This is a genomic window from Hymenobacter setariae, assembly GCF_007713685.1.
GTDB classification, from domain to species: domain Bacteria; phylum Bacteroidota; class Bacteroidia; order Cytophagales; family Hymenobacteraceae; genus Hymenobacter; species Hymenobacter setariae.
Genome location: NZ_VMRJ01000002.1, coordinates 151489 through 174472, shown reverse-complemented (window position 1 = coordinate 174472; position 22984 = coordinate 151489). Strand labels below are relative to the sequence as shown.

23 protein-coding genes are annotated in these 22984 nt (G+C 54.7%); 3 read left to right on the top strand and 20 right to left on the bottom strand.

The window, feature by feature from the left end; genetic code table 11:
* Positions 1 to 98: 98 nt before the first annotated feature.
* The 15 genes from FNT36_RS07255 to pdhA form a co-directional block, all read right to left on the bottom strand.
* On the bottom strand, positions 99 to 1304 hold the full coding sequence (locus FNT36_RS07255) for a glycosyltransferase family 9 protein (RefSeq protein ID WP_144845948.1): 1206 nt from the start codon (positions 1302 to 1304) through the stop codon (positions 99 to 101).
* Positions 1305 to 1326: 22 nt separating this feature from the next.
* Positions 1327 to 2604 carry an O-antigen ligase family protein gene (locus tag FNT36_RS07250; protein WP_144845946.1) on the bottom strand — a complete coding sequence of 426 codons (1278 nt, stop codon included), beginning with the start codon at positions 2602 to 2604 and terminating at the stop codon, positions 1327 to 1329.
* Positions 2605 to 2687: 83 nt separating this feature from the next.
* Complete coding sequence (locus tag FNT36_RS07245) at positions 2688 to 3359, bottom strand: FkbM family methyltransferase (RefSeq protein WP_144845944.1); 672 nt, start codon at positions 3357 to 3359, stop codon at positions 2688 to 2690.
* A gap of 288 nt (positions 3360 to 3647) precedes the next feature.
* Positions 3648 to 5504: a tetratricopeptide repeat protein gene (locus FNT36_RS07240; protein WP_233635746.1), complete on the bottom strand. Its 1857-nt coding sequence runs from the start codon at positions 5502 to 5504 to the stop codon at positions 3648 to 3650.
* 112 nt (positions 5505 to 5616) lie between these two features.
* Positions 5617 to 5895 carry a hypothetical protein gene (locus FNT36_RS07235; protein ID WP_144845942.1) on the bottom strand — a complete coding sequence of 93 codons (279 nt, stop codon included), beginning with the start codon at positions 5893 to 5895 and terminating at the stop codon, positions 5617 to 5619.
* 124 nt (positions 5896 to 6019) lie between these two features.
* Positions 6020 to 8152: a peptidylprolyl isomerase gene (locus FNT36_RS07230; RefSeq protein WP_144845940.1), complete on the bottom strand. Its 2133-nt coding sequence runs from the start codon at positions 8150 to 8152 to the stop codon at positions 6020 to 6022.
* A 199-nt stretch (positions 8153 to 8351) separates the two neighbouring features.
* Positions 8352 to 8609 (bottom strand): hypothetical protein, encoded by a 258-nt coding sequence (locus FNT36_RS07225; RefSeq protein WP_144845938.1) that lies wholly within the window; start codon positions 8607 to 8609, stop codon positions 8352 to 8354.
* A gap of 5 nt (positions 8610 to 8614) precedes the next feature.
* Entirely contained in the window at positions 8615 to 9187 is a 573-nt protein-coding gene (gene lptC / locus FNT36_RS07220) for an LPS export ABC transporter periplasmic protein LptC (RefSeq protein WP_144845936.1), read from the bottom strand.
* A 2-nt stretch (positions 9188 to 9189) separates the two neighbouring features.
* Complete coding sequence (locus FNT36_RS07215; protein WP_144845934.1) at positions 9190 to 10518, bottom strand: hypothetical protein; 1329 nt, start codon at positions 10516 to 10518, stop codon at positions 9190 to 9192.
* Entirely contained in the window at positions 10505 to 11257 is a 753-nt protein-coding gene (locus FNT36_RS07210) for a type III pantothenate kinase (RefSeq protein WP_144845932.1), read from the bottom strand. Before FNT36_RS07210 ends, FNT36_RS07215 begins: the two co-directional genes overlap by 14 nt.
* 84 nt (positions 11258 to 11341) lie before the next feature.
* Entirely contained in the window at positions 11342 to 13231 is a 1890-nt protein-coding gene (locus FNT36_RS07205; RefSeq protein WP_144845930.1) for a pseudouridine synthase, read from the bottom strand.
* Positions 13232 to 13420: 189 nt separating this feature from the next.
* The gene (locus tag FNT36_RS07200; RefSeq protein WP_144845927.1) at positions 13421 to 13804 is read right to left on the bottom strand and encodes a TraR/DksA family transcriptional regulator; all 384 of its coding nucleotides are present in this window, start codon (positions 13802 to 13804) and stop codon (positions 13421 to 13423) included.
* Positions 13805 to 13993: 189 nt separating this feature from the next.
* The gene (gene ribH, locus FNT36_RS07195) at positions 13994 to 14470 is read right to left on the bottom strand and encodes a 6,7-dimethyl-8-ribityllumazine synthase (protein WP_144845925.1); all 477 of its coding nucleotides are present in this window, start codon (positions 14468 to 14470) and stop codon (positions 13994 to 13996) included.
* 172 nt (positions 14471 to 14642) lie between these two features.
* On the bottom strand, positions 14643 to 15407 hold the full coding sequence (locus FNT36_RS07190; protein ID WP_233635745.1) for a tetratricopeptide repeat protein: 765 nt from the start codon (positions 15405 to 15407) through the stop codon (positions 14643 to 14645).
* Between the two features lie 94 nt (positions 15408 to 15501).
* Complete coding sequence (pdhA, locus tag FNT36_RS07185) at positions 15502 to 16464, bottom strand: pyruvate dehydrogenase (acetyl-transferring) E1 component subunit alpha (protein ID WP_144847430.1); 963 nt, start codon at positions 16462 to 16464, stop codon at positions 15502 to 15504.
* Between the two features lie 317 nt (positions 16465 to 16781).
* Here pdhA and recF point away from each other — a divergent pair, with 317 nt between their 5' ends.
* A complete protein-coding gene (gene recF / locus FNT36_RS07180) occupies positions 16782 to 17924 on the top strand; it encodes a DNA replication/repair protein RecF (protein ID WP_144845923.1) in 1143 nt (380 codons plus the stop codon).
* A gap of 110 nt (positions 17925 to 18034) precedes the next feature.
* Entirely contained in the window at positions 18035 to 18352 is a 318-nt protein-coding gene (locus tag FNT36_RS07175) for a DUF721 domain-containing protein (RefSeq protein WP_144845921.1), read from the top strand.
* Positions 18353 to 18597: 245 nt separating this feature from the next.
* Here the strand turns inward: FNT36_RS07175 and FNT36_RS07170 are convergent, their stop codons facing one another.
* Together FNT36_RS07170 and FNT36_RS07165 are read right to left on the bottom strand one after the other, a co-directional pair.
* On the bottom strand, positions 18598 to 18996 hold the full coding sequence (locus tag FNT36_RS07170) for a helix-turn-helix domain-containing protein (protein WP_144845919.1): 399 nt from the start codon (positions 18994 to 18996) through the stop codon (positions 18598 to 18600).
* A 210-nt stretch (positions 18997 to 19206) separates the two neighbouring features.
* Entirely contained in the window at positions 19207 to 20076 is an 870-nt protein-coding gene (locus tag FNT36_RS07165; protein ID WP_144845917.1) for a glycerophosphodiester phosphodiesterase family protein, read from the bottom strand.
* A 112-nt stretch (positions 20077 to 20188) separates the two neighbouring features.
* Between FNT36_RS07165 and FNT36_RS07160 the strand changes: the two genes are divergently transcribed.
* Positions 20189 to 20818 carry a hypothetical protein gene (locus FNT36_RS07160; protein ID WP_144845915.1) on the top strand — a complete coding sequence of 210 codons (630 nt, stop codon included), beginning with the start codon at positions 20189 to 20191 and terminating at the stop codon, positions 20816 to 20818.
* Positions 20819 to 20883: 65 nt separating this feature from the next.
* On the opposite strand, the gene FNT36_RS07155 is transcribed toward FNT36_RS07160, so the two are convergent.
* The 3 genes from FNT36_RS07155 to FNT36_RS07145 all read right to left on the bottom strand — a co-directional run bounded on the left by FNT36_RS07155 (position 20884) and on the right by FNT36_RS07145 (position 22950).
* Entirely contained in the window at positions 20884 to 21156 is a 273-nt protein-coding gene (locus tag FNT36_RS07155) for a PLD nuclease N-terminal domain-containing protein (RefSeq protein ID WP_144845912.1), read from the bottom strand.
* 98 nt (positions 21157 to 21254) lie between these two features.
* Positions 21255 to 21890: a rhomboid family intramembrane serine protease gene (locus FNT36_RS07150; RefSeq protein WP_144845910.1), complete on the bottom strand. Its 636-nt coding sequence runs from the start codon at positions 21888 to 21890 to the stop codon at positions 21255 to 21257.
* A gap of 88 nt (positions 21891 to 21978) precedes the next feature.
* Positions 21979 to 22950 carry a polyprenyl synthetase family protein gene (locus FNT36_RS07145; protein WP_144845908.1) on the bottom strand — a complete coding sequence of 324 codons (972 nt, stop codon included), beginning with the start codon at positions 22948 to 22950 and terminating at the stop codon, positions 21979 to 21981.
* Positions 22951 to 22984 lie beyond the last annotated feature (34 nt).

The window sequence follows — 22984 nt, the reverse complement described above, 5'->3', positions numbered from 1 at the left end:
GATTTTTTACGCTACCTAGGTAGTTCTTTCATCCCCATCAGTAGCTGCGAGCAACTATGGAGCTATCTAGGGCCGCTTTTAGCTTAGCTTACTGTTGCTCATTGCAGCATTTGCTGCGCAGCCAGTAGCACCCGCTCCACCGGAATTTTATCAATAATTGGGTCGCGAGGTGGCGGGCTGAATTCTCCGCGAGCGAATCGCGCTTCTTGGCTGGGCGGAAACAGGCATTGGCAAGGCGCTCGTAGCAAGGCGGGCGGGTAGGGAAAAAACTTGCCGTAGTTTTCACCCATCAGCAATACCAAGCAGGGCGTACCGGCTTGCACAGCCAAGTGGGCCGCCACTGTATCGTTGCTGATGACTAGCTGCGCGGCGGCCAGCAACGCGGCCAGCCCCGGCAGGTCCGTTTTTCCACACTGGTTTTCGAGGGGCACGGCGGGGCCGGCCGCCTGTATCAGCTGCTGGGCCAGCTTGTCATCGGCGGCGCTGCCGGCTACTACTAGCCGATAGCGCGCACCGTAGTACTGGTGCAGCTGCCGAGCCAGCTTCGCAAAAGCAGACGGGGGCCATCTTTTTTGCCGGGCGCTGGCACCGGGAAACAGCACCACGTAGGGCGCGGTGGTAGCCCCCACTTGGCGAGCCGCTTCGTGCACCGAGAGCGGCAGGGTCAGCGGCACCTCGGTAGTAGGCAGTGCGCTAGGGTCTGCGGCCAACTGCTGCCAATTCTCGAAAAATTCGCGGTTGCGGTCGTATTCAAACAGTACGTCCCGGGTGCTAGGCAGTAGGTGCGAATAGCTGGCATTGAGCAGCGACAACCAATCACTGACCTGATGCGCCCCTTCACTGGCTACGCGAACGGGCGCCTGTAGAAACCGAATAAAATTTTCGACAGTAGGCTCGCGTACGTGTAGCGGATAAATGACTTCGCCAAAGCCTTTTTCGCCCAGCTTTTGTACGAGCTGACTTCGGTACGATAGGTCTTTGGCAAAAGCGCCGAAGTCCACGGCTATTATTTCATCGCACCACTCGCCGTCCCAGGTTTGCGCCAGTGGCGCCCACACCCGGTTGGCGAGCAGCGTGAGCTGCTGCCCACGGGCGCGCAACGCAAGGCTGAGCTGGCGCAACCAAGGGCGGTACAGCAGGTAATCGCCAATCGAGTCGTTGCGCACTACCAGCACGCGCGCCTGCTGAGGTGGGGCTTGGGTACTGAGCGCTTTGGCATCTGAAGTGCTGAGCGCTACAACAAGACGCTCGGCACGGCGAGCGCGGTAAGCCAACCGAATGCGCGTGAGAAAAGAGCTAAGCATAAGCTGAACCTAGGGCCGGGCCTTAACGCTGGGCCAATCGAGTGGCTGTAGGGCGGCTAGAGGTGGTTGGAATAAGTGCTAGCAGAATAAAGAAAATACCCGTTAACACACCAATCTGTGTTTCAAGTGTGTATTCGACTAAAAAAGAGATAGATACTATCGTGTAAATCAGAATAAGCAATACGTTTTTGGTGCGCAGCCCTACCCATAGCGGATAATAGAAAGCAATCAAAAAGAAGAGCAATCCCACTATACCATATGCGGCTAAATTATATAAAAACTGATTGTGTGGCAGTAGGTAATGCGCAACTTCTATTTCGGGATACATATAGCCGTACTGCTCGGCTACTGCTTCGTCTAGCTTGATTTTACTCACACCTGCTATTGGGTATTCACTGATAATAATCCACGCTACTTTGTAAGAGTAAAAGCGAGCAGTAATAGAATGATTATTAGCAGCGTCCGTAAAATTTAATAGTTCTGTATCATAGCGTGTATTCACAACTCTATTTTGCAGCGTCGGAAATACTTGTAAGCATATTCCTGCTACTACCGCCAGCGACGTGATTAGTAGCAGTAGTGTTTTCCGGTGCTTGGGCTGCCAGCCCAGCCACCCGAGTAGTAGTACTCCACCCGCGTACATGGTCAGCAGGCCACTGCGCACTGCTAGCAGGTGCTGGAAAATGAATAGCAATACTATCGCCCCCGCCACTGGCCAACGCCAGCCGGCGGGCAGCGCCTTTTGAAACAAGAGCATTGCTCCTGCGAGCACGGACATGCTGATTAGCAAGCTAAACCGGATATAATCCGGAACAGTCGGCATTACCTGCGAACGCACGTAACCCTGGTCAATTTGCTCGTAATGAATGAAATAATTAACAGTGCTGCCAAGTGCAGAGAGCAGGCAGCAACCAATCAGCACAACCCACAGGGTGATTCGCTGCTGCTCGTGCCAGGTAGGCAACAGCAAGAAAGAGAGCGGTAGCAACAGCAAGGGCAACTGTAGCACCAAGTCTTGCAGGAGTAATTCGCCCGAGCCGTTTCTAAAAAAGCAAGCCCAAATTCCGGTGGCCGCGTGCAGTAGGTAGATGAGTATGAAGCTCCCTAACACGGGCCACTGAGCTCGCTGCGCGATACGTTTATGCGCCAAACTGTAGCCCACCCCTGTTAGAAACAGGCCCGCGATGCCTATACTAGGCAATATTCTTATAAAAGCAGAAAGGAATATTCCAGCTATTATTACTATTCCAAAAAAAACGCTTAATCGACGTACCCTAGCTTCCGAAAAAAAAGTCCACATTTATTACTCGCGACTAAAACTGGAAGCCAGAAAAAGAATGTTAGCGTTCTTCCGTGGCGCGATAATTAGTTAGCTCAGCTAGCTTACTTCTTTTTAAAAATCCGCTTAAACTTTTTCCAACGAATAAGCAGCTCAACTCGCTTTGTAGCTAGTTTGTCGAAGACGCTAATAGGGAAAAGACCTTCCTTTATGAAAACACTATCACTGCCATCTTTATACCAAAGCGTGTACTGATGCTGCGCTAGCCAAGCAGTTATTTCTGTTAGAAAAGGGTTGGTGTAGTATTTACCGTGCGTTTCGATTGATAATACTTTAGGAGAGCTTACTAGGTGCTTCAGCACGTACCATTCGCCCCCTTCGATATCGATGCTGAGCAGGTCAATGGTCCCATCATCAATGGTTGAGAACTGCACACAAGGCACCTCAAAGGTCGTAGCCTCGCTCACATGGTAGCGGTCATTTTCGAGCGCGGGGCTTGTGGGCAACTCGGTGGCAAACGTGGAAGAGGCAGCTTTAGATAGCTTTAGCGTGCCGTTGGTATCCCACACAGCCACTGGGTGCAGGTCGATGTTTTTGGTAGCGAAGGCGGCCTTTATTTTCTGCGCTACGTCGGGGTCGGCCTCTACTAGGGTTGCCCGCACCCCGTTGTTGATAAAGTCGAGAATGTTGGAAGTCTCCGGAATATAAACGCCTACCTCACACACGTGGGTGAAGGTTAGGCCACGCGCCCGAAGCTTTTGGTACATTAAACTCATGGTAGAAGGGGTAGGAATTACGCTCGACAAAACCGCGACTAGCTACCTCTGGTAGTGTTACTCGTGGCCAGCACCGACGCGAAGGTAACGCCGGGAGAACGGCACACGCCCGGGCAGCGCCGTCCCTCCTAGCCTGCTACGGCCTATGCAGGCTGCGGGCCAGCTAAACAGCTATGGTTTTGAGTAAGCCTCATGCCACGACATTCTCCCGCCTAGGGTAGCTCGCCTAGGTAGGCAGCAATGCTCAATCGGTTACAAATGGACCCTGCTTATGCGATTACGAATGCACTACTGCACCGCGTCGCCGCGCAGGCGACGGAAGCGTTTGCGTGCCTCTGCCACGTAGATGCTGCCGGGGTACTTGGTGAGTAGCTGCTGGTAGAGCGTCTGCGCCTGGGCTTTGTCCTTCACGTCCTCTTCCTGAATGCGAGCTAGCAGGAATAGCGCGTCGTCGCTAAGCACGTCATACTTAGGGTTCTCGGTGAGTAGCTTGAGGGTAGCTACTGCACCGGGCAAGTCGCCGGTGCGGCGCTGGAGCTGGGCTTTCAAGTACAGCGCGTCGTCGGTGAGGGCGTGTCCAGGATAGCTACGCAGCAGGTTGTCGAGGCCAGTCTTGGCTTCGGCGAGCTTATTCTGGAACACCAACTCCTCCACGGCGGCGTAGGCTTTGAGACCGGTACCTAGGGTGTCTTCGGCCGTGTTTTCCTGAATGAGCAGCGAGAGCTGCATGGCATCGTTGGCAATTTCGCGGGTGGTGGCCTCCTTGAGAATATCTAGGTGGCTTTGGGCCAACTTGAAGTCGCCAGCGAAGTAGCTCAGGCGGGCATTGCGAAGCTTGGCTTCGTAGCCCAGAGGCGCTTCGGGATGCGCCTTCTCGACCTGCGAATAGAGTAGCGTGGCCTCCCAAGGCTCGCCTTTTAGCAAATACAGGTCTCCTAGGGCGGTTTTGGACTCGTCAACTACGTCGGCACTGGCCCGGGGCATGGCAATGACTTCTTGCAAGAGGCTCATGGCCTTGGCCCTATCATCTAGCGAAAAGGCGTAGAGGTCGGCCAAGCTGCGAATCACCGGGGCTGTGTCGGGTGTGCGGCCTAGCTCGGTGAGCAGGCTTTCGTACTCGGTGGCCAGGGCGCGCACCTTGGCTTGGTCTACGGGGTAGGTGTCTCGCACCTGGGCCTCGCGGGCTTGTAGCAGGCGCTGGCGAGCCACTTGGTAGTAGGGACCCTGGCGATACTCGCGCACCACGTAATCGTAGGCCGCAATGGCGCTTTCGTAGTCTTTATTGCGCTCGGCAATGCTACCAAGTTGTAGCACGCGGCTGCCCTTGGTATTACTGCGCCGGTCGAGAGCGCGGGCTTGTATTAATGCCCCCGCAAAGTCGTGGCGCTGCACCTGGAGCCACAGTAGCAGCTCGCTGTAGGCGCCCTGCTCGGGGTGGTCCTGCACGGCCATCACCAGCAGCTTCTCGAGTGCATCAAAGTCTTTTTCTTCGTGCAGCGCATTCTGAAGCATGTTGCGCACAAAGGGCAGCTGCTGCTCATCCTGCTGCACTAGGCGCAGGGTTTCGGCCAATAATTTGTCTTGCTGCTGGCTTTGGGTGTAAAGCTGAATGAGTTCCGGCGCATATTCCGAGTTGCTCTTGGCCAGTTCGCGCCCACGCAGGTAGGTGCGCTCGGCCCAGGCTGGCTGCTCACGGCGCCCAAACTCGGAGGCCACCGGCGCTACTTGCGCGGGCGTCAACTGGCTTATCACACGCTGATACTGCTTGTCGGCCGCGGCAGCATCGCCGCTGGCCGCGTATAGGCCACCTAGGGCCACGCCGTAGGTTCCTTCCTCGGGGTGCTGCTTGATGGCGCGCTTCACGAGCTTCTCGGCGTCTTTATAGCGCTTCTGAGCTTGCAAAGCAGCTAGGTAGTCGGGTAGCACCGCCGGGCTAGTTTGCTCGTCGGCCTTGAGTTGGCTAAAGAGAAAGCTAGCTTTCTCGTACTCGCCGCGGCGGGCGTAGTCTTTGGCTAGTGTAGCGCCGCTCACGGGGGCCCAGCTGCCCGGGCGCGGGCCCCCTATGGTAGGCTGGGCGCGCAGGGGCGCAGCTAGCGCCAACCAGCTTAGCGACAGCAGCAACGACAGTCGACGCATAGTTTTCATACCTCTAAAACTTACGATAATAAGCTTAAACGCCGCTGTCCAAGTACTTTGTTCAAACGCTACCCGTTGCCCATTGCTTCTCGAATACTAGCAGGCTGCGCCAATTGCTACACTAGTGTGTTAAGGAGCCTAGCCACAGTGACACCACTAGCACAGTCGAGGCCAGCAGTGCCGTTCGCATAGTACGGAATGGCCGCTGCTGGATGTAGCTGCCTATCATGTTGCACCCACCTACGGCCAGCAGCAGGGCCAGGGGGTATACTATGGGCTTTACCTCAACAGACCACGAGCTGTGCCGGCCAAGGCTCAGGCCCAGCATGAGCCCTAGGGCTATCAACAACAAGCCTGGGAGCCCGCGCTTGGTAAAAGAAACAAGAGGCTTCGACGTCATAACTATAGCAGCCTAGATTGAATCTTAAGAGAACTCGCTTAGCAAGATACAAGAAAAGCGCCTGACCAAGTGGAGGCACGGCCTCAGCACTCAGTCAGGCGCTACCCTAGGGGGCTTGCGGCGCTTAGAAGAACTTCGAACGGTTGTCCTTTACTTCGGCGTGGGCCTTGATGGCTTCGTAAATCAGCCCATCTTGGCGCTGCTGGCGCTGCTGAGCTAGCTGCGTGCGCAGGGTTTTCACGTCGCCAGGCGTGGCGGGCGGCGTTACGCTAGTGCCTTCTACTACCAGTACTCCTTGCTCGCCCTGGATGGGGGCTGATTTCTGACCCGGCTTCAGGGCGAAGGCACGGCCGATGGCTTCAGGCTCGTAGCCAACACCTGGGATGGTGCCTTGACTCTGGGCTACGCCCTCGGCGGTTTGTACTTGGGCGCCGGGGCCAGCCAGCTTGGCTAGGTCTTCGAGTGAGCCATTTTTGCCTTGCAGCTTGGCGATGATTTGCTTTGCCTTAAGCTCATTGCGAACAGCGGCCGTCAGCTCGGGTTTGATGCTAGCCACAGTAGCTGTGCCTTTTTCGCGAGTGTCGGTGAGGGCAGCCAGGATGTGCTGGTCGCCGATGTCAAACAGCTGCACGTCGCCCACGTTGGTTTTGCCGCCATCGGGACCGTAGCCGTAGGCCCAGCGCACGATTTCGCGGGCATTCGGGAGCGTACCTAGCGAACGAGCCGCGCGGTCTACATACTTGGCTTCCTGCTTTTGCAGGGTCTTGTCTTTGGTTACAAGCTGGCGGAAGGCCTCCAGGTCGGGTGCGTCGGCTTTCAGCTGCTGCGCGCGGTCGTAGGTAGCGTTCTGGGTCGCCTCGCTGGGCTGCACGGCCTTCACGATAGCTGCCAGCTGGTAGGTCTGGTTGGTCTTGGGCGCCGTCACCTTCACGATGTGGTAGCCAAAGTTGGTTTCTACCAAGTTCGGTAGCAGGCCCACCGAGTTGGTGGCAAATACTGCCTTGCTGAACGCCGGCACCATGCGGCTCTCGTCGAACCAGCCTAGGTCACCGCCTTGCTCCTTGGTACCATCCGAGCCAAACTGCCGCGCCATCGTGGCGAAGTCAGCCCCAGCCTTGATTTTGTTGAGAATATCCTGCGCTTTGGCTTTAGCCTCAGCTTTGGCTTCGGGCGTTTCGGCCGTGGGCTTGATGAGGATGTGGCTAGCGCGAGCGGCGGGCTTGGCGCCGGCCTTTTCGGCTTGCACTTTGTACACCGAGTAGGTGCCATTCTCAGCGTAGGGGCCATACACCTGGCCTACTTTCAGCGGTAGCTGCTGACGCAGCTTCTCGGGTAGGTCGGCGGGCGAGAGGAAAGCGTGGTTGTAGGGGCGCTCGGGGTCGGTGTTTTGCTTGGCAAACAGCGAGTCATTGGGAGCGGTGCGGAACTGCTGCGCCAGCGCGTCCATGTTCTGACGGATGGCGGCGCTGTCTTCCTTGCTAGCTACTTCCGGAATAACGATGTACTCGATGCTGCGGCCATCTTCTACCTTGTAGCGGCCCTTGTGGCGGTCCAGGTAGTCTTGCAGTTGGGCATCGGTGGGCTTCACAGCCGAATCCGACACGCTGGTGTAGGGCACAAACAGGTAGCGGAAGCTAGCCTTGGCATTCTGAGCGTCGTCGAAGCGCTTGGCTTCGGCCGAGGTTACGTACACCGAGTTTTTAAGCAGCGCCGTGTATTTGGTCAGCGGGCGGTCAAACTCGCGCAGGCTAGCTTCGAAGTTGCGGAACGCGGCCTGTGACTCGGGCGGTAGCTTATCAAGGTTTTTGAGGTACTCGATGAGGCGGGCCTTGTCAAATTGACCAGTTTTGGGGTCCGTGAAGGCCTGCTTCAGGCTGGGGCTGATATTATCGCCCTGCACAAGGTCTATAATCTCCTCATCCGACGTTTGCAAACCGAGCTTATCGAACTCAGGCTGGTAAGCACGACGGGCCAGTAGCTGGTTCCAGGTTTGCTCGCGCAGGTAGCTCAGGGCCTGGTCGTCGGGCGGGCGGCCCTGCTGCTGGGTAAAGTTTTGCTTGGCTTGCTCTAAGGCGGCCGTGAATTCGGGTAGCTCGATTTTCTCGCCGTTTACCTCCCCTACCATCTGCTCGTCGCGGCCAAACAGCCGGTTGCGCCCCCCAATCAAGTCACCGCCCACGATAAAGAGCAGCATCCCGATGGCGACGGCCCCGACGGCCACCCCCGATTTTTCCCGAATCGTGTTAATTAAAGCCATTTATCAGTCTAAAAAATGTAGGCGCACTAGTCAAATGAGGCGCAAAATAACCACAATTTGCGCGAACTCCCAAGCTGAGCCGCTTGCCGGAAGGCCTTGATTGCCACCGAAAGTCCTAAAATGAGTAGTGCGGCGGCTGGTTCGAAAATTTCATCTAGGCTTTCGAGCCGGCCGCCGCACTGCTTGGTCTTTGGTCGCGCTAGCGCTTCTTCCCCTTTTTCTTGCCAGTGGGCTTGTTAAGCGCTGCTACCTGCTTGGCTACTTCTATTTCCTTGGCCCGGCGGGCTTCTTGGCGGCGCCAGTATTGTAGCGGCAGCCAGCAGCTCAGCGATATCATGTATATCCAGTAATTGCGTACTAGGTCGTTTTGCAGCACTGTTTGGTAAGTGGCAATAACGAACGTGACGACACCTAAGGAAAACAGGACGGTTTTGAGCAGCGACTTGTCAAACTTCATAACTCCTATTTGCCTTGCGCTTTGGCTTCCTCAAGCGTGAAAATGCCAGTAGGTCGCTTAACCGTGTACCGCGATAAATCCTCATTTGCTACTAGCCCATAGCCAAGCAGCACTTGGGTGGGCGACTGCACCCGCACAAACATGGCGGTGTCGGTATAAATTCGATGCTTTAGCTTATCGTAGAAAACTTCTTCCGATGTCACTGTCTGCTGCTCGGGCACGCTCACCATGCGCACCTTGCCACGCATGGTGTACAGCTGGGTGCTTTTCTCGACTTTGGCGTAGTTAGCTTCCAGGGTGCTAGCTACCGACTTGCCGAGCTTGTCATAGAAAACTGCCTTAACGCTCTTGGGATACACCACATCGCCGTTCTCGAACTGCTGCTCGAGCGGCGCGGTGAGGCGCAACTGCAAGCGTGCTGAGTCGCTCACCAACGTTTCTACATTAGTGGTTTCGGCAAGGGGACCGGTGTAGACAACTGGGGCAACTTCGACCTCCTTGTCTCCGCAGCCTACCAGTGACTGCATGGCCAGTACCAAGCCGGCTGCTGCCAGCCGCCAACTACTTAGCACACGCATACTTATTGCAGGCGGCGCTTGATGAACCACCGGTTGCTGAGTGTGACACCGAGCTGAGCGCGCAGGTAGTTTTCGCGCACATTGCTGGCGCTGCTGCCACCAGTGCCGTACAGGTAGTCGGTGTTGCCCCGAACGCCATACATGAAGGCTAGGCTGATAATCGTCGATTCGAGCGCCGTGGCTGTGGGCAGCGGGAAAGCAAAGCCCCAGTGAATGGCGCGGTCATAGAGCGTTTGGCTTTGGGGCCGATACGGCATTTGGGCCACACTCAGGCCGAAGCGGTACGTAACGCGCTGGAAGTAGTGCTGTACCGAGCCAGGGTCAGGCGTGAATTCGCCACCCACACCCACACGCCACGTGTCGCTGAGCTGTGATATGGGCGCCCCACCAAACGCCTGGAACTGCGACCATTGCTGGTACGCTCCATCCACGTTAACGGAGAAATTGCGGCTGTTATCGAGCGAGAACCCTACCTGCGTGAGCGCTGGAACAAAGGTGTGGCCCGAGTCATCGGTCAGGCTTACGGCCGTACCGAGAAGTGCGCCATTGGCATCGCGCTGCTCCTGGGTGCGTTGGCGGGTCACTTTCGTATTAGTAGCGAAAGTGTAGGTACCCCCTAGGTTCATATTTAGCTCCTTGCCGAGCTTGTGCCGGTAATGGATGGCTCCCCGCAGCAAAAAGTCGGCGTAGCGCAGTTGCTCGCGCTCTACCACAAGTTGGTTGGCCGCCACGGTGCTTGTGGCAATCGCGGTGCCGTTGGTTTGGTCGAGCGTGCCAAACAAGTACGATGCGCTACCCCCAATATTGAGGTCGCGCAGGATGTGGAAGCCGTGGGCAAAATAAGCCTCCGACAAGCCACCAGTGCCACCGTACTGCTTATAGGCTATGGCATAGGGGTCGCCGTTAACAGTGCCGGTTGTGTTTACTTGGTAGTCTACCACGCTGTAAGGCTTTAGCCCTACGGCGGCGCCCCAGCGCTTGTTTATCGGCACAGCTAGGGCCAGATAAGCCAACGTTGCACTACCCGTGCGGTACGATTCGCTGGCGTTGCGCACGCTTTTGTACTGGCCATTGACCCCCACCTCAAAAGTGGTGCGGGGCGTGTAGTAGAGCAGCGCTGGATTGAGCTCGTTCACGTTGCCCGTGTTAGGGGCAGCCTGGCCTACGCCGCCCATGCCGAGCTGGCGCACGCCACCTAGGTTGCCGACATTGTCGCCCAGCCCGATGCGCGAGTAGGGCGAGTTACCAAGACCTTGCCCGCGGGCCGAGCCGGCCAGCAGCAACGGGGCAGCGGTCAGCGCGGCCAGAAGTAGTTTTTTATCGGTCAACATTATGGCGTAAAATCCGGTCCAGGCCTAGTAGCACAAGTTCGGGGACTACAAAGATAAGGCCCACGACCGGGGCTAGATGCGGCTGCAGATAAGGAGCGTCGCCGCCCGTGAGCACGAGGCCCAGGCCGGGGTAGCGGTGGCGGTATTCGGCTACTAGGCCGTTTACTTCCGCCACCACCCCATTGAGCACGCCGCTCAGCAGCGAAGAGGCCGTGGAGTCGCCAATTAGTTGCACCGCTGCACCCGGCTCGGGCAATTCCACTAACGGCAGCCGCCCCGTAAACGTGTGTAGCGCCCGCAGCCGCATGCGCAGGCCCGGCCCGATACTACCACCGTGGTACGTACCGTCGGCCGTGACGAGGTCAAATTTCAGCGCCGTGCCGGCATCAAGTATCAGCGTGGGCTGGCCGGGCCGTAAGTGCGCTGCGCCCACGGCACCCGCCAGTCGGTCGGCTCCTAGGGTGTGAGGCGTTGCATAAGCGTTGCTTAAGGGTACCGGCGTAAAGCCTGGCCGCAATGGCAGTATGTGGCGCAATACGCTACTCAACTCACCTAGCCAGGGCTGGGCCTCGGCCTCTGTAGCCACCGATGCCAAGATGGCGTGCTGCGGCTGATGGTGTTCCCAAAGGTCACGCAGTTGACTTGGGGCAGCTAGGACACCGCTTTCTTGCAAGCCAACTGCCGTAAATACCCCGTATTTCAGCGCAGTATTACCTAGGTCAAGCGCTAGCGTAGTCATAACTTATTGCTAGTGAAGGCTAACTAAGAAGGGGCAAGTAGTAATGTCTAGCGCATTACTACTTGCCCCTTCTTAGTTAGACGCTTACATAAAGTACTTCAAGCGAATAACTTCCTGCTCGTTCAAGTAGCGCCACTTGCCACGGGGCAGGTCCTTCTTGGTGAGCCCCGCGTATTGCACCCGGTCAAGGGTAACTACATCGTAGCCTAGGTGCTCAAAAATGCGGCGCACAATGCGGTTGCGGCCACTGTGCAGCTCAATGCCCACAAAATGCGGGTTGCCGGCTACTACAGCCACATCGTCTACCTCAGCTTTGCCATCTTCTAGCTCCAAGCCCGCCGTTATCTGCCCTAGGTGCTCAGCCGTGAGGGGCTTATCGAGCTCTACTTGGTAGATTTTTTTGTTTTTGTGGGAGGGGTGCGTCAGCTTCTGCGCCACTTCACCATCATTTGTGAAGAGCAGTAGGCCCGTGGTGTTACGGTCGAGGCGGCCCACCGGGAAGATGCGCTCCTTCGAAGCCGTTGCTACGAGGTCCATCACAGTCTTGCGGCCCTCAGGGTCGTCGGTAGTGGTGATGAAGTCTTTAGGCTTGTTGAGTAGCACGTACACCAGCTTCTCGCGGTTCAGATTGGTTTTGCCGTACTGCACCGTGTCCGTTGGCTGCACTTTGTAGCCCATCTCAGTTATCACTTCGCCGTTTACCCGAATTTCGCCGGCCGCAATCAGCGCATCGGCCTCACGGCGCGAGCAAATGCCTGCATTGGCGATGTAGCGGTTTAGGCGTAGCTCTTCATTGCCGAAATCCTCTTCGCTGGCGCGGCGCTTATTGCCTCGCGTTTTGTCGTTTTCGTAGTGCTTGAGGTTCTTGTATTCTGGCGCCTCACCGGGCTTTTCGCCGTATTTAGGCTTGTCGGCCCGGCCGTAGCTCGTGCTCGAGCGCGGGCCGCTCGTAGCAGCCCGCATGGCTTCGCGGCGCTCGCGGAACGTGCCGCCCGTGCTAGGACGCTCGCCAGTGCTACGCGGCTTGTCGAAGCTACCAGCAGCGCGCTCCCCGTAGGGCTTACGGTCGCGGTCGTTGCCATAGCTGCTGGGGCGACCAGCGTCGCGGTCACCATAGGGTTTGCGGTCGCGGTCATTACCATAGCTGGTAGGCCGGCTAGCGTCACGGTCGCCGTAGGGTTTGCGGTCGCGGTTGTCGGCACCATCGCGGTTGCCATAGCTGCGGCGCTCATCGCGGCCTTCGCTTTCGCGCCGGTTGGGGCGGTCGCCACCAAAGCTGCCACGGTCGTTACCACGGCGGTCATCGCGCCGCTCGTAGCTGTCGCCGCTAGGACGCTGCCGAGGAGCGTCGCGCTCTTCGAATGAGCGGCGCTCATTCTGGCCCGTGTAGGCTGGGCGCTCCGAGCGCTTGCCGCGGTCTAGGCGGGGGCGTTCGGTAGAGGGGGTAGCTTCGCTGCCGTCAGGATTACGCTTTACAAATTTCCGGTTGCGCTCGCCGGCTACACCACGGGGCACCGTGGGTTTGCCTTCGTAGCGCACCGGCTGCCCCTGCCAAATGGGCTTAGGTGGGTAAGCAGGCCGCTCACCGCGCTCGTCGCGGCTACGGCGCTCGCCGCCGTCACCAGCCTCAAAACGTCGGGGTGGGCGGGCATCGTCGCCAAATGAATTGCGACGGTCACGGTCACCAAAGCTGCGGCCACCGGTATCGTTGCGCCGGTTATCACCAGCGCCGGGGCGTCCCCCAAATTTGTTGCTTTGCCCAAAGCTTGGCCGCGACCCTGTGTATTCGCTACGTCCAGCAGAGCGGTCGTTATCACGCCCAGCGCCACCACGGGGGGCGCCGTAGCTACCGCTGTTGCCGCGAGGCTCGTAGCCCCCTCGGCCTTCGGGCCGATTAGAGCGGTCGGGGCGGCTACCGCTCCCTGCCGGGCCACGCCGGCCGGGCTTATAGTCTGAAGAATGTTGCTTACCCATAATATAGATGGCTGGTTGCTAGGAGCGGGTTAAAGGGTGTACTGGCAGGCTAGCCTTTAGTTGTCGGAGCCGCGGTGTTATCTACTTCTAACTATCCGGCAACCAGCAACCTCGTAAAAAAAGGCCCGGACCCGGTAGCTGGCTGCCAAAGCGCCAGCCACGGGTCCGGGCCGGAAAATAATGTAATCTCTAGTCGCGACGGGCCATTTTGGCCTCAATCGAATGCTGGGTGTGGGGTACTGCCCGCAGGCGCTCCTTCGGAATAAGCTTGCCCGTGCCAATGCACACCCCATAGGTGCCATTCTTGATGCGGAGCTGCGCATTCTCTAGCTGCTGGATAAACTTCATCTGCCGCGAAGCTAGCTGATTAAGGCTCTCTTTCTCAGCAGTTTCTGCGCCATCCTCCAGCACTTTCAGCGAAGCCGCTGTGGTGTCGGTGCCCGACTCGTTGTTGCGGGTAAGCGTTTCCTTAATAAAAGACAGCTCTTTGCGGGCAGCAGTAAGCTTCTCCTGGATAATCTTATCGAACTCCGCCAAATCTTCGCGCGAGTAGCGCAGGTTTTCCTCAGTCATTGGAAGGTAAAGGCATTAAAGGTAAGTCAATTACTAGCTCGCGCCAGCTTGGCAGCCAAACACAAGACCTAGCTAAAAAGTTTAGTGCCCGTTAGCCTGTCTAGTTGGCAATTCGGAGGATAAGTTACGGAGTAGCTACCCATGCCACCACAAATATAATGCCTCCTAGGTGGTTTTAAAGCGTTACTGCTAGAAGCCTAGCATTTGAATGGCCGCAACGGCAGCCTCTACCCCTTTGTTACCGTGTTGGCCACCGGCCCGGTCCCAGGCTTGCTCCAGGGTGTTCGTAGTCACTAATCCAAAAATCACTGGCTTGTTATACTTCAGGCCCACGGTGGTTAGACCCTGTGCTACTGCGTGGCAGATATAGTCGTCATGCTTTGTGTCGCCCTTAATCACGACGCCTAGGCAGATAACGGCGTCTACTTCCTCGTGTTGAGCTAGCAGTTGGGCCCCCAGGGTCAGCTCAAAGCTGCCAGGTACCGTATTGCGAAATACGTTCTCTGGTTTTGCACCATGCTTGAGCAGCGTTTCATATGCCCCAGCGCTGAGCGTATCGGTGAGCTCACGGTTCCACTCAGCTACCACTAGCCCAAAGCGCTTTTCACTGATGTCGATAAATCCGGAGCTGTCGTAAGTACTAAGGTTTTGTAGGGCAGTTGCCATAAGGTTGAACTGTAGGGTAAAACAATGTGCTGCTTAAAACGACATAGAAAGCAGTTGAAATTTTTGATTGCCGATAGCAACCTAGGGCTTAAATAAGCAGCACGCTGTAAAAGTTTAACGGCACCCTCCTTTGCAGAAGAGTGCCGTTATGAACTACGCAATTTAACGATTGCTACTGCTGTAGGCGCGCTTTGGCTTGCCGCGCTTCTGCTGCTTCTTGTGAAGTAGCATAGTCATCCAGAATGCGGTCATAAGCCTTAATAGCCGCGCCATTATCCTTTGCAGCTTCCAGAGCTACGCCTTGCTTTAGCAAGTAGCCAGGCGTGAAATACTCGTTGGCCTTGTGGTCGGCTGCCTTGCCGTATAGGTCAGCTGCTTCCTTAGGCTTATTAAGCTCTAGCTGTGCATCACCCATCAGTGAGTAAGCCCGCGACTGCACTAAATAGTCATCGGAGCTAAACTTATCGAGCGCGTTGTAGGCATCCTGAAACTTGCCCTGCTTGAGTAGTGCTACCCCAGCGTAGAAGTTAGCGAGATTACCAGCTTTGGTGCTACCATACTCGCTAGCTACGCGGTTTAGACCCGGCAGCTTGCCATCTCCTTGCAACGCTGGCTTCAGTGAGTCAGCTTCCCAATTGTCGACGGCTCGAAACATAGCAGCTTGCGCCTGTGTGTTCTGCTGGCCCTTCCAATAGTTGTAGCCAAAAAAACCTCCTACAGCTAGCACCACTGCGGCCAACACGGCGAGCAGTACCGTACGATTGCGACGTATAAAGTCCTCCGAGTCGGCTAAGCGAGCAGCTAACGCATCGGGGTCTTCGAGCAGCGGGTTCTCGGTTACGTAGTTTTCTTCGGCCGGAGCTAGCGGGTCGGTCGACACTGGGCGGACGGGCTGGCGAGCTCCCGGCGTTTTGCCGGTATAAGGAATTTTAGACATCAGCTAGGATAGCTCAACGGCGCGGCTCGTAGGGGAGCCGCGCCGCAGATAAGGCTAGTGCGAAGGTGCGCCAGCCGGGTGTCAATTAATCTACTTAATCGTGAATGTAAGGGTAATCGTTCTGCACGTATACGTCCTCGTACAGTTCGGCTGCCTCGGGGTAAGGAGAGTTTTCGGCAAACTCTACTGCCTCTAGCACCCGCGCCTTTATCTTTTCATCAATGGCTGCTAGGTCATCTTCCGTAGCCATATTGTTGGTCAAGATGGTGTGACGCACCGCCTCGATGGTATCACGCTGGCGGTACTCTTCAAGTTCCTCCTTAGTGCGATATTTCATGGGGTCGCTCATGGAGTGACCTTTGTAGCGGTAGGTTTTGAACTCTAGGAAAGTGGGGCCTTCACCAGCACGGGCGCGCTCGGCAGCACGAGCTACAGCATCGTGCACATCCTCTACGTTCATAGCGTTCACGGGCTCCGAAGGCATATCATAGCCCCGGCCGATGTGATAAAGCTCAGTTACGTTAGAAGTACGCTTTACCGACGTACCCATTGCGTAGCCGTTGTTTTCGACTACAAAAATCACGGGCAGCTTCCACAACATGGCCATGTTGAAGGCCTCGTGCAAGGCACCCTGGCGCACGGCCCCGTCACCCATGTAGCAGATGCAGAGCTTGCCGGTTTTATTGTACTTCTCAGCAAAAGCAATACCTGCACCCATCGGCACTTGTGCACCCACGATACCGTGGCCGCCCATGAAGCCAACCTCTTTATCGAACATGTGCATCGAGCCACCTTTGCCTTTCGAGCAGCCGGTAACTTTAGCGAACATCTCTGCCATTACAGCATTGGGTGATGTACCCAGTGCTAAAGGGTGAGCGTGGTCGCGGTATGCGGTGATGTACTTATCGCCTTTTTCTAGTGCCGACACTGCCCCAGCTATACAAGCCTCTTGGCCAATATAGAGGTGGCAAAAGCCTTTGATTTTTTGCTGGCCATAAAGCTGACCAGTTTTTTCCTCAAACTTGCGAATGAGCTGCATTTGCTCGTACCAAGTCATGTAGGTCTCCTTAGAGAACTTCGGCTCAGCGGGCGAAGTAGCCTTGGGCTCGTTGGCGGGATTATCGCCAGCGTGCGCGTCAGGCAGTACTTCTACTGCGGGCTGCTGCACGGTTTCTACGCCCGTAGTTGCATCGACGGCTTTGGGTGTTGATGCAGACGCACCACCATTGCTGCCATTGGCGCCAACCTTAGACGCATCCTTTACTTTCGACTCCGCCATAATCTGGGGTTATAATTTCGCGTTGGGAGGGCGAAATTACGTAATTCTCTCCGTAGTTACGTAATATCATTTTGCACTCTCCCCAACCGCCCTTAATGACCCTCGACCAGCTCCACTTGCTGTTTTTCAAAAACTACGACGAAGCTTCTTTAAGTCTGAGTCCTGGTATTAATTGTTTCATTGGGGACAACGGCAGCGGCAAAACCAATTTACTTGACGCTATTCATTACTTAGCACTCACTAAGAGTGCTTTTACTACGCTCGATGCTCAAAGCATTAAGCAAGGGGCTGACTTCTTTGTAGTGAAGGGCAAGTTTACCTCACCCCTACTCGACCGCCCCGAAACTATTCAAGTCAGCCTGCGCCTAGGTCAAAAAAAAACGCTCACGCACGATAAGCAACCCTATGAGCGCATGGCCGACCACATTGGCCGCTATCCAGCTGTGCTCATTTCACCTTATGATACTGATTTAATAAGGCAAGGCAGTGAAGAGCGACGGCGCTACTTTGACAGCCTACAATCACAGTTGGACGCTGACTTTCTGCAACTGCTCATTCAGTATAATGGCTTACTACGTCAACGCAATGCTACACTGAAGCAGCCTAGTGGCAGTCATGGCTTTGATGTACTATATCTGCAAGCGCTCGACGACCAGTTGGCGCCTATCGGAGAACAACTGTCGGCTATGCGGGCTAGCTTTTTACTTGAGTTTACTCCTGTATTCCAAAACCATTATCAACAGCTGGCAGAGGGACGTGAAGTCGTTTCACTAGTTTACAAAAGCCAGCTGCCGGGACAAAACTTCCGACATCTTCTGCTAGCTAATGAGCGCCGTGACTTAGCCATGCAGCGCAGTAATGTGGGACCACATCGTGATGATTTCATCTTTTTGATGGATGAGCTACCCGTCAAGACTTATGCCTCGCAAGGACAGCAAAAATCATTTGTTATTGCTTTGAAGCTAGCCCAGTTTGAAATGCTCGCTAATCGTACGCATCCGGCAACCGCCTCTATGGATAGCCTGGCAGCTAGTAAACCCCTACTATTGCTCGATGACATCTTCGACCGGCTCGACGACAAGCGCATCGCGCGGCTGCTACAGCTTGTGGCCGAACACACCTTCGGGCAGGTCTTTATCACGGATACGAGCCTTAGCCGAACCGACCAAGCCCTAGCTGGCATAAGCAGTGACATTCGTCGCTTTCGAGTGCAAGCTGGTTCTGTTACTCCTATTTAATCTTAGCAGAAAGTTGCAGGCCATAGGCAATGTAATTTTGCCTTCCAGTTTGCTAGTGCTGCTACGAATGGCTAGTACGTCTTTTGCTTTCGTTACTCGCCTTTTGTCCTATGAAAAAGCCTTTTCCTTCTGCCTCCTCACGTCGGGCCGATATTATTCCGCTCAAGGAGGGATTAGAAGCCCTAGTTCGAGCCTATCGCCTAGGTGGCAAACTAAATGAAGTAACCGTTGTAGCCAGTTGGGAACGCGTCATGGGCAAAGCAGTTGCGCAGAAAACTAAAGAGGTCTATGTAAGCAAGGGCAAGCTCTTTGTGCGTCTCACTTCGGCTCCTCTCAAGCACGAGCTTGTGATGGCGAAGACTAGGGTGCTTGAACTACTCAATGCTGAGGTGGGAGAACAAGCTGTAACGGAGGTTATTTTTCTTTAGACAGTCAAGAGGTGTATTCCTTTAGGAAAGAAGGAACAGCACATCTTTGGCTTCATAGCACGCTGGCTATAGTGAGTCGCAACTTGAGCGTCTATCTCGTTATGGGTGCTGTTTGAATACCATCTGCATTGGGCATACATCCTGACCAGCATTGGTTAATAGACGACCTGTAATCATTCTTCACATACAACGGTAAGGCTGTATCGCACAAATGAACGAAAATGTTCCACGTGAAACATTTTCGTTCATTTTGGTCCGTACACTTTTAGTAGTAGTTCATTATAGGCCTCTAGTAGGGCAATATACTTGCCTTGCAAGGCTAAAAGCTGATGAGAAGCATCTAAATCAGATACTTGTGAGGTTGTTACACGGGGTGTTACAGGCGATACAACAGATTGTGTAACATAGCTTTTGGATACTGATGATACAAAAGGCAAAGATGATTGTTCGGGCATTGTAAAGTCTTGTGCGAAATCGTGTCCTATTATTTCGCCTATTCGCCTTACAAATTTAGCATCAAGTGTATCATCTTTGAATTTACGATAGATGGTAGGTCGTGTTATTCCTAGCTCCTCCACTATACGCGTGATGGAAATACCGCTATTCTTGATAGCTTCCTGCACTATTTCGCCTTGGTGGAGCATGGATGAAATTATTTATTACAAACAAATATGTAATACATCAAAGTGTAAACCTAATTTATAGATATAAAATTCTGTATCACCAAACAGATTACAACTATCATGTGTAACACCTGAATCTTTATCTTTACAAACAGATACAGTGTATCATTATCACATTATGTTACACAAATTGGCTTTACGAACAGTATACGTGTAACTATTCCATCTCTACTAATTATACACGTCGAGCAAAGCCAACAGGCGGTCTGGATAATCGGTAGTAATGCCATTGGGTTGCCATTTCAGGACCGTCATCAGTTCAGCTTGCGTATTAACTGTCCATGGTACCAACCGGAGGTTAGGATAGCTATTGCGAATGCTCTGTACCAGGCTAGCTGAGAGCAATTGGAAATCTGGACCGAGAACTTCGGGTTCAAACCCTAGGTCAAGGAACAGCATGGTGACAGCAGGCAGGTGGTCTTCGATGAGTAAGCACAGTGCCAAATCGGGATAGGATTGCCGAGCAGCCTGTAGAATCCGCGCGTCAAAGCTTAGTAGTGTAGTGCTGCCGATAGCGCCAGCGGTTTGCAATTCAGAAACTACTAGGTCGACGAATTGCATTGGCCTTGGGTGAAAAATATCATCACCAACTGGTGATGATTTTATCTCCACGGAGAAGCCTACTGTATGACCTAGCTGCTGACTTAAAGTAGAAACTTGGTGCAGCACTTCGCGCAGCAAGGGCCGGCAGCTAGGCACTGGTTGCTGCTCAGGAAAATTGGGGTGCGGCCACTCTCCTACTGGGCAGCTTTTGATAAGGCTGTAGGGTAACTGATATAAATTAAATTGCTGCTCTTGCTTAGGGTCTATTATCTCTCCTATTGGGCTGCGCCCTAGGTTAGCCGCAAGCCAAGGCTCGTGCGAAACGACTACCTGGTGGTCTTGAGAAATGACAACGTCCAGTTCTATGACATCCACACCTAGTGTCACAGCGTGCAGAAAGGCTGGTAACGTGTTTTCGGGGCGTAGGCCACGGCATCCGCGGTGCCCATGCACTTCGGGCCGGTAATGCTGCCCAAGGCTTGATTTATTGTTGCTCATGTCCGCTGTACGCGCTAATAAGCTACTCAGGTCATTCCATCTGCTCTACACTACCTAAGCAGCTAGATTGGTAAATTTGTGAGGCACCACGTGGTGCTACTTTCCATTTAATATGAAAAAACTAATATTCTTTGTGGTTCTATTAGCCCTAGCGGCAGGTGGCTACTACTATTATAACTCCTTTAAATCGGGTCCGAACTATGCGCTACTACAAGCAGCAGCAGCTACTAGAACCCACGATTTAGCTGCTTTTGAACGTTACGTAGACGTTGATGCGCTTACCAGCCACTTAGTCGATGATGTAGCAAACCAAGGCTCGATATTGACTTCGCTAGTACCAGGTGGTAGCTTGGCAGTGAATGGCGCGCTACGCTTCTTGAAGCCACAATTAGCAAAGGCTGCCCACAAAGAAGTGCAGCGATACATTGAGACTGGCTCGCTGGCAGCTGCAACATCTGCGGCTCCTAAGCGACTAGTCAACCTTTCGCTCACGAGCTTGGCAGGACGGGTAGTTGGTGCCGATAGCCAATTCAAAGGCATCAAGTACACGACGGAGAAAGGTGATGAAGCGCTGGTCGGCTTAGAGTTTACACAACCTAAATACGACACGACGATGGTACTTGAAGTGAAGTTGCTGAAGCAGGCTGATGACCACTGGCAGGTAAAAGAAATCACAAACACTGCCAACCTACTGCGTGGGGTAGCTCATCTAGAGAAGAACCGTTTGGTAGGTAGCCATTAATCTTCCTTGCACAAAAAAGGGCCCCTTGCTGCATAGCAAGGGGCCCTTTTTATTGATTAGCACTATTAGCTATTGCGGCCGAATAGGTAATACAGAATGAGACCACCGAAGGGAAAGAAGAAGATAATGGCGGCCCAAATTAGTTTTTTGCCAATTTCCCAAGGCTTATTAAATACGTTGATGATAGCCAGCACATCCAGGATAAGAAGCAGGATACCCCAAGGAGCTAAGCTACCGTCTGCATTAAAGCGGGAGCAGCTTGCAGTAAGCAGCAGCAAGGGTAACAGTAAGGTGGCTAGTAAGGGGAGGCGTTCGGAGAAAGAGCGGAGAGATTTCATGTGAGGAGAAGGTATTTTGGTGAAAGAATGTGCGTACTGTACGCGGCTCACTATCACTTAGATACCTACTCAGCCTCAAATATTTAATAATCAGATAGTTAAAATCTAAAAGCTGCTACTTGTTGAATAAAGCTGAGCAGTACATTAGGTAATAAGGCCACAGTGAGCACTACTCCATATAGTGCCCCATAGAAGTGGGCATCGTGGTTGATATTATCGCCCCGGCGACGGCCCATGTAGTAGGAATACATCAGGTAAAGCACGCCCCAGATAAAGGCTGGAATTTCGAGGCCTGGCAAAAAGACCATTCCTATCCCACTAATGGGCTGAAACAAGATGCCCGCAAATAGCACTGAGGCCACCCCGCCCGAAGCCCCTAGACTGCGGTAGCCAGGGTCGTGGCGATGGCGGAAATACGTGGGTAAGTCGGATACTACAATACCACCTAGGTACAGCGCCAGAAAGGCGAGGATGCCGGGCGTGTCACCTAGGTGATAGGTGAAGGCCGACAGGGCCAGCCCACCAAACGAGTAGAAGGTAATCATGTTGAAGAGCAGGTGCCCCCAGTCGGCGTGTAGAAAACCGGAGGTGATGAAGCGGTACCACTGCCCTCCGCGGCGGTTCATCTGGTAGGGGTCGAGTATCCAGTTATTCATTAGCTCTTGGTTCGACCACGCGTAGGCCGACACGGCTACAGTAAGACCAAGCAGAATAAGGAGCGGATTGAGCGGCATAAGTAAGGTGGGATGACGCGGGGTTTTGGTCCGCAGGTAGGCAATTAGTATGAGCAAAAAGAGCGGGCTAGTAGCCCGCTCTACAACGCTACGACTCGCGCTCGAGCAGCTGCAATGCCAACTGGCGTAAGGGCTCTTTGCGAGTGGCAGGCGCGCTGATGCGACCTAGGTGTTGCAGCGCGTCCTCGAAGTATTGGTTGATAAGGGCCTCCGTCTGGGGGCGAATATTAAGCTCGTCGTAGACGTTGCGCACGGCTTGCACTTTGGCTTCAGCATCTGCAACGGGCTGGCCGATGTGCTGCGCTAGGGCCGCCTGCTGGGTAGCGTTGGCCTGCGCCTGGGCCGTCAAGAGCAGATAGGTTTTTTTGTCGGAAATGATGTCGCCCCCTACCCGCTTACCAAACGTGGCAGCATCGCCGTACACGTCGAGCAGGTCGTCGCGGAGCTGAAAGGCCAAGCCAATGTCGGTACCGAACTGCCGCAGGTGCTCGGCATCGTCGGCCGAAGCGCCGCCCAACACAGCCCCTAGCTCTAGGGCGAAGCCAAGGAGCACGGCCGTTTTCAACCGAATCATATCGAGATACTGCGCAATGGTGACACCAGTTTCTGTCTCGAAATTCATATCCCACTGCTGGCCCTCACACACCTCAGCAGCGGTCTGCGAGAAGCGACGCAGTACCTGGGGCAGCACCGTCACGGGTACATTTTCGAAGAGCAGCTCATAGGCCCGTACCAGCATTACATCGCCCGAGAGAATGGCCGTGCTGGGGTTCCACTTCTCGTGCACGGTGGGCTGGCCGCGGCGTAGGGGCGCCTGGTCCATGAGGTCGTCGTGCACCAGGGTAAAGTTGTGGAAGACCTCGGTAGCCAGGGCGGGCTTCACCAGCGGCCCTAGGTCATCGGTAAAGAGCTGGCCGCTGAGCAGCGTCAGGAGCGGGCGCAGGCGCTTCCCCCCAAGGCTCATGATGTAACGGATGGGGTCGTAGAGGGCGGCCGGCTGCTGGCCGTAGTCAAGCTCTTTTAAAGCTTGCTGAAGGAGGTTGGGAAGGTCGGTTTGCACGGGGGCAAAGGTAGGTTTAGGATGGCTGGGCGGC

What these genes read in the sequence shown, in the direction of transcription:
- FNT36_RS07255 (WP_144845948.1), bottom strand. Translation starts at nt 1,304, where the DNA reads ATGCTTAGCTCTTTTCTCACGCGCATTCGGTTGGCTTACCGCGCTCGC.
- FNT36_RS07250 (WP_144845946.1), bottom strand. Translation starts at nt 2,604, where the DNA reads ATGTGGACTTTTTTTTCGGAAGCTAGGGTACGTCGATTAAGCGTTTTT.
- FNT36_RS07245 (WP_144845944.1), bottom strand. Translation starts at nt 3,359, where the DNA reads ATGAGTTTAATGTACCAAAAGCTTCGGGCGCGTGGCCTAACCTTCACC.
- FNT36_RS07240 (WP_233635746.1), bottom strand. Translation starts at nt 5,504, where the DNA reads ATGAAAACTATGCGTCGACTGTCGTTGCTGCTGTCGCTAAGCTGGTTG.
- FNT36_RS07235 (WP_144845942.1), bottom strand. Translation starts at nt 5,895, where the DNA reads ATGACGTCGAAGCCTCTTGTTTCTTTTACCAAGCGCGGGCTCCCAGGC.
- FNT36_RS07230 (WP_144845940.1), bottom strand. Translation starts at nt 8,152, where the DNA reads ATGGCTTTAATTAACACGATTCGGGAAAAATCGGGGGTGGCCGTCGGG.
- FNT36_RS07225 (WP_144845938.1), bottom strand. Translation starts at nt 8,609, where the DNA reads ATGAAGTTTGACAAGTCGCTGCTCAAAACCGTCCTGTTTTCCTTAGGT.
- lptC (WP_144845936.1), bottom strand. Translation starts at nt 9,187, where the DNA reads ATGCGTGTGCTAAGTAGTTGGCGGCTGGCAGCAGCCGGCTTGGTACTG.
- FNT36_RS07215 (WP_144845934.1), bottom strand. Translation starts at nt 10,518, where the DNA reads ATGTTGACCGATAAAAAACTACTTCTGGCCGCGCTGACCGCTGCCCCG.
- FNT36_RS07210 (WP_144845932.1), bottom strand. Translation starts at nt 11,257, where the DNA reads ATGACTACGCTAGCGCTTGACCTAGGTAATACTGCGCTGAAATACGGG.
- FNT36_RS07205 (WP_144845930.1), bottom strand. Translation starts at nt 13,231, where the DNA reads ATGGGTAAGCAACATTCTTCAGACTATAAGCCCGGCCGGCGTGGCCCG.
- FNT36_RS07200 (WP_144845927.1), bottom strand. Translation starts at nt 13,804, where the DNA reads ATGACTGAGGAAAACCTGCGCTACTCGCGCGAAGATTTGGCGGAGTTC.
- ribH (WP_144845925.1), bottom strand. Translation starts at nt 14,470, where the DNA reads ATGGCAACTGCCCTACAAAACCTTAGTACTTACGACAGCTCCGGATTT.
- FNT36_RS07190 (WP_233635745.1), bottom strand. Translation starts at nt 15,407, where the DNA reads ATGTCTAAAATTCCTTATACCGGCAAAACGCCGGGAGCTCGCCAGCCC.
- pdhA (WP_144847430.1), bottom strand. Translation starts at nt 16,464, where the DNA reads ATGACTTGGTACGAGCAAATGCAGCTCATTCGCAAGTTTGAGGAAAAA.
- recF (WP_144845923.1), top strand. Translation starts at nt 16,782, where the DNA reads ATGACCCTCGACCAGCTCCACTTGCTGTTTTTCAAAAACTACGACGAA.
- FNT36_RS07175 (WP_144845921.1), top strand. Translation starts at nt 18,035, where the DNA reads ATGAAAAAGCCTTTTCCTTCTGCCTCCTCACGTCGGGCCGATATTATT.
- FNT36_RS07170 (WP_144845919.1), bottom strand. Translation starts at nt 18,996, where the DNA reads ATGCTCCACCAAGGCGAAATAGTGCAGGAAGCTATCAAGAATAGCGGT.
- FNT36_RS07165 (WP_144845917.1), bottom strand. Translation starts at nt 20,076, where the DNA reads ATGAGCAACAATAAATCAAGCCTTGGGCAGCATTACCGGCCCGAAGTG.
- FNT36_RS07160 (WP_144845915.1), top strand. Translation starts at nt 20,189, where the DNA reads ATGAAAAAACTAATATTCTTTGTGGTTCTATTAGCCCTAGCGGCAGGT.
- FNT36_RS07155 (WP_144845912.1), bottom strand. Translation starts at nt 21,156, where the DNA reads ATGAAATCTCTCCGCTCTTTCTCCGAACGCCTCCCCTTACTAGCCACC.
- FNT36_RS07150 (WP_144845910.1), bottom strand. Translation starts at nt 21,890, where the DNA reads ATGCCGCTCAATCCGCTCCTTATTCTGCTTGGTCTTACTGTAGCCGTG.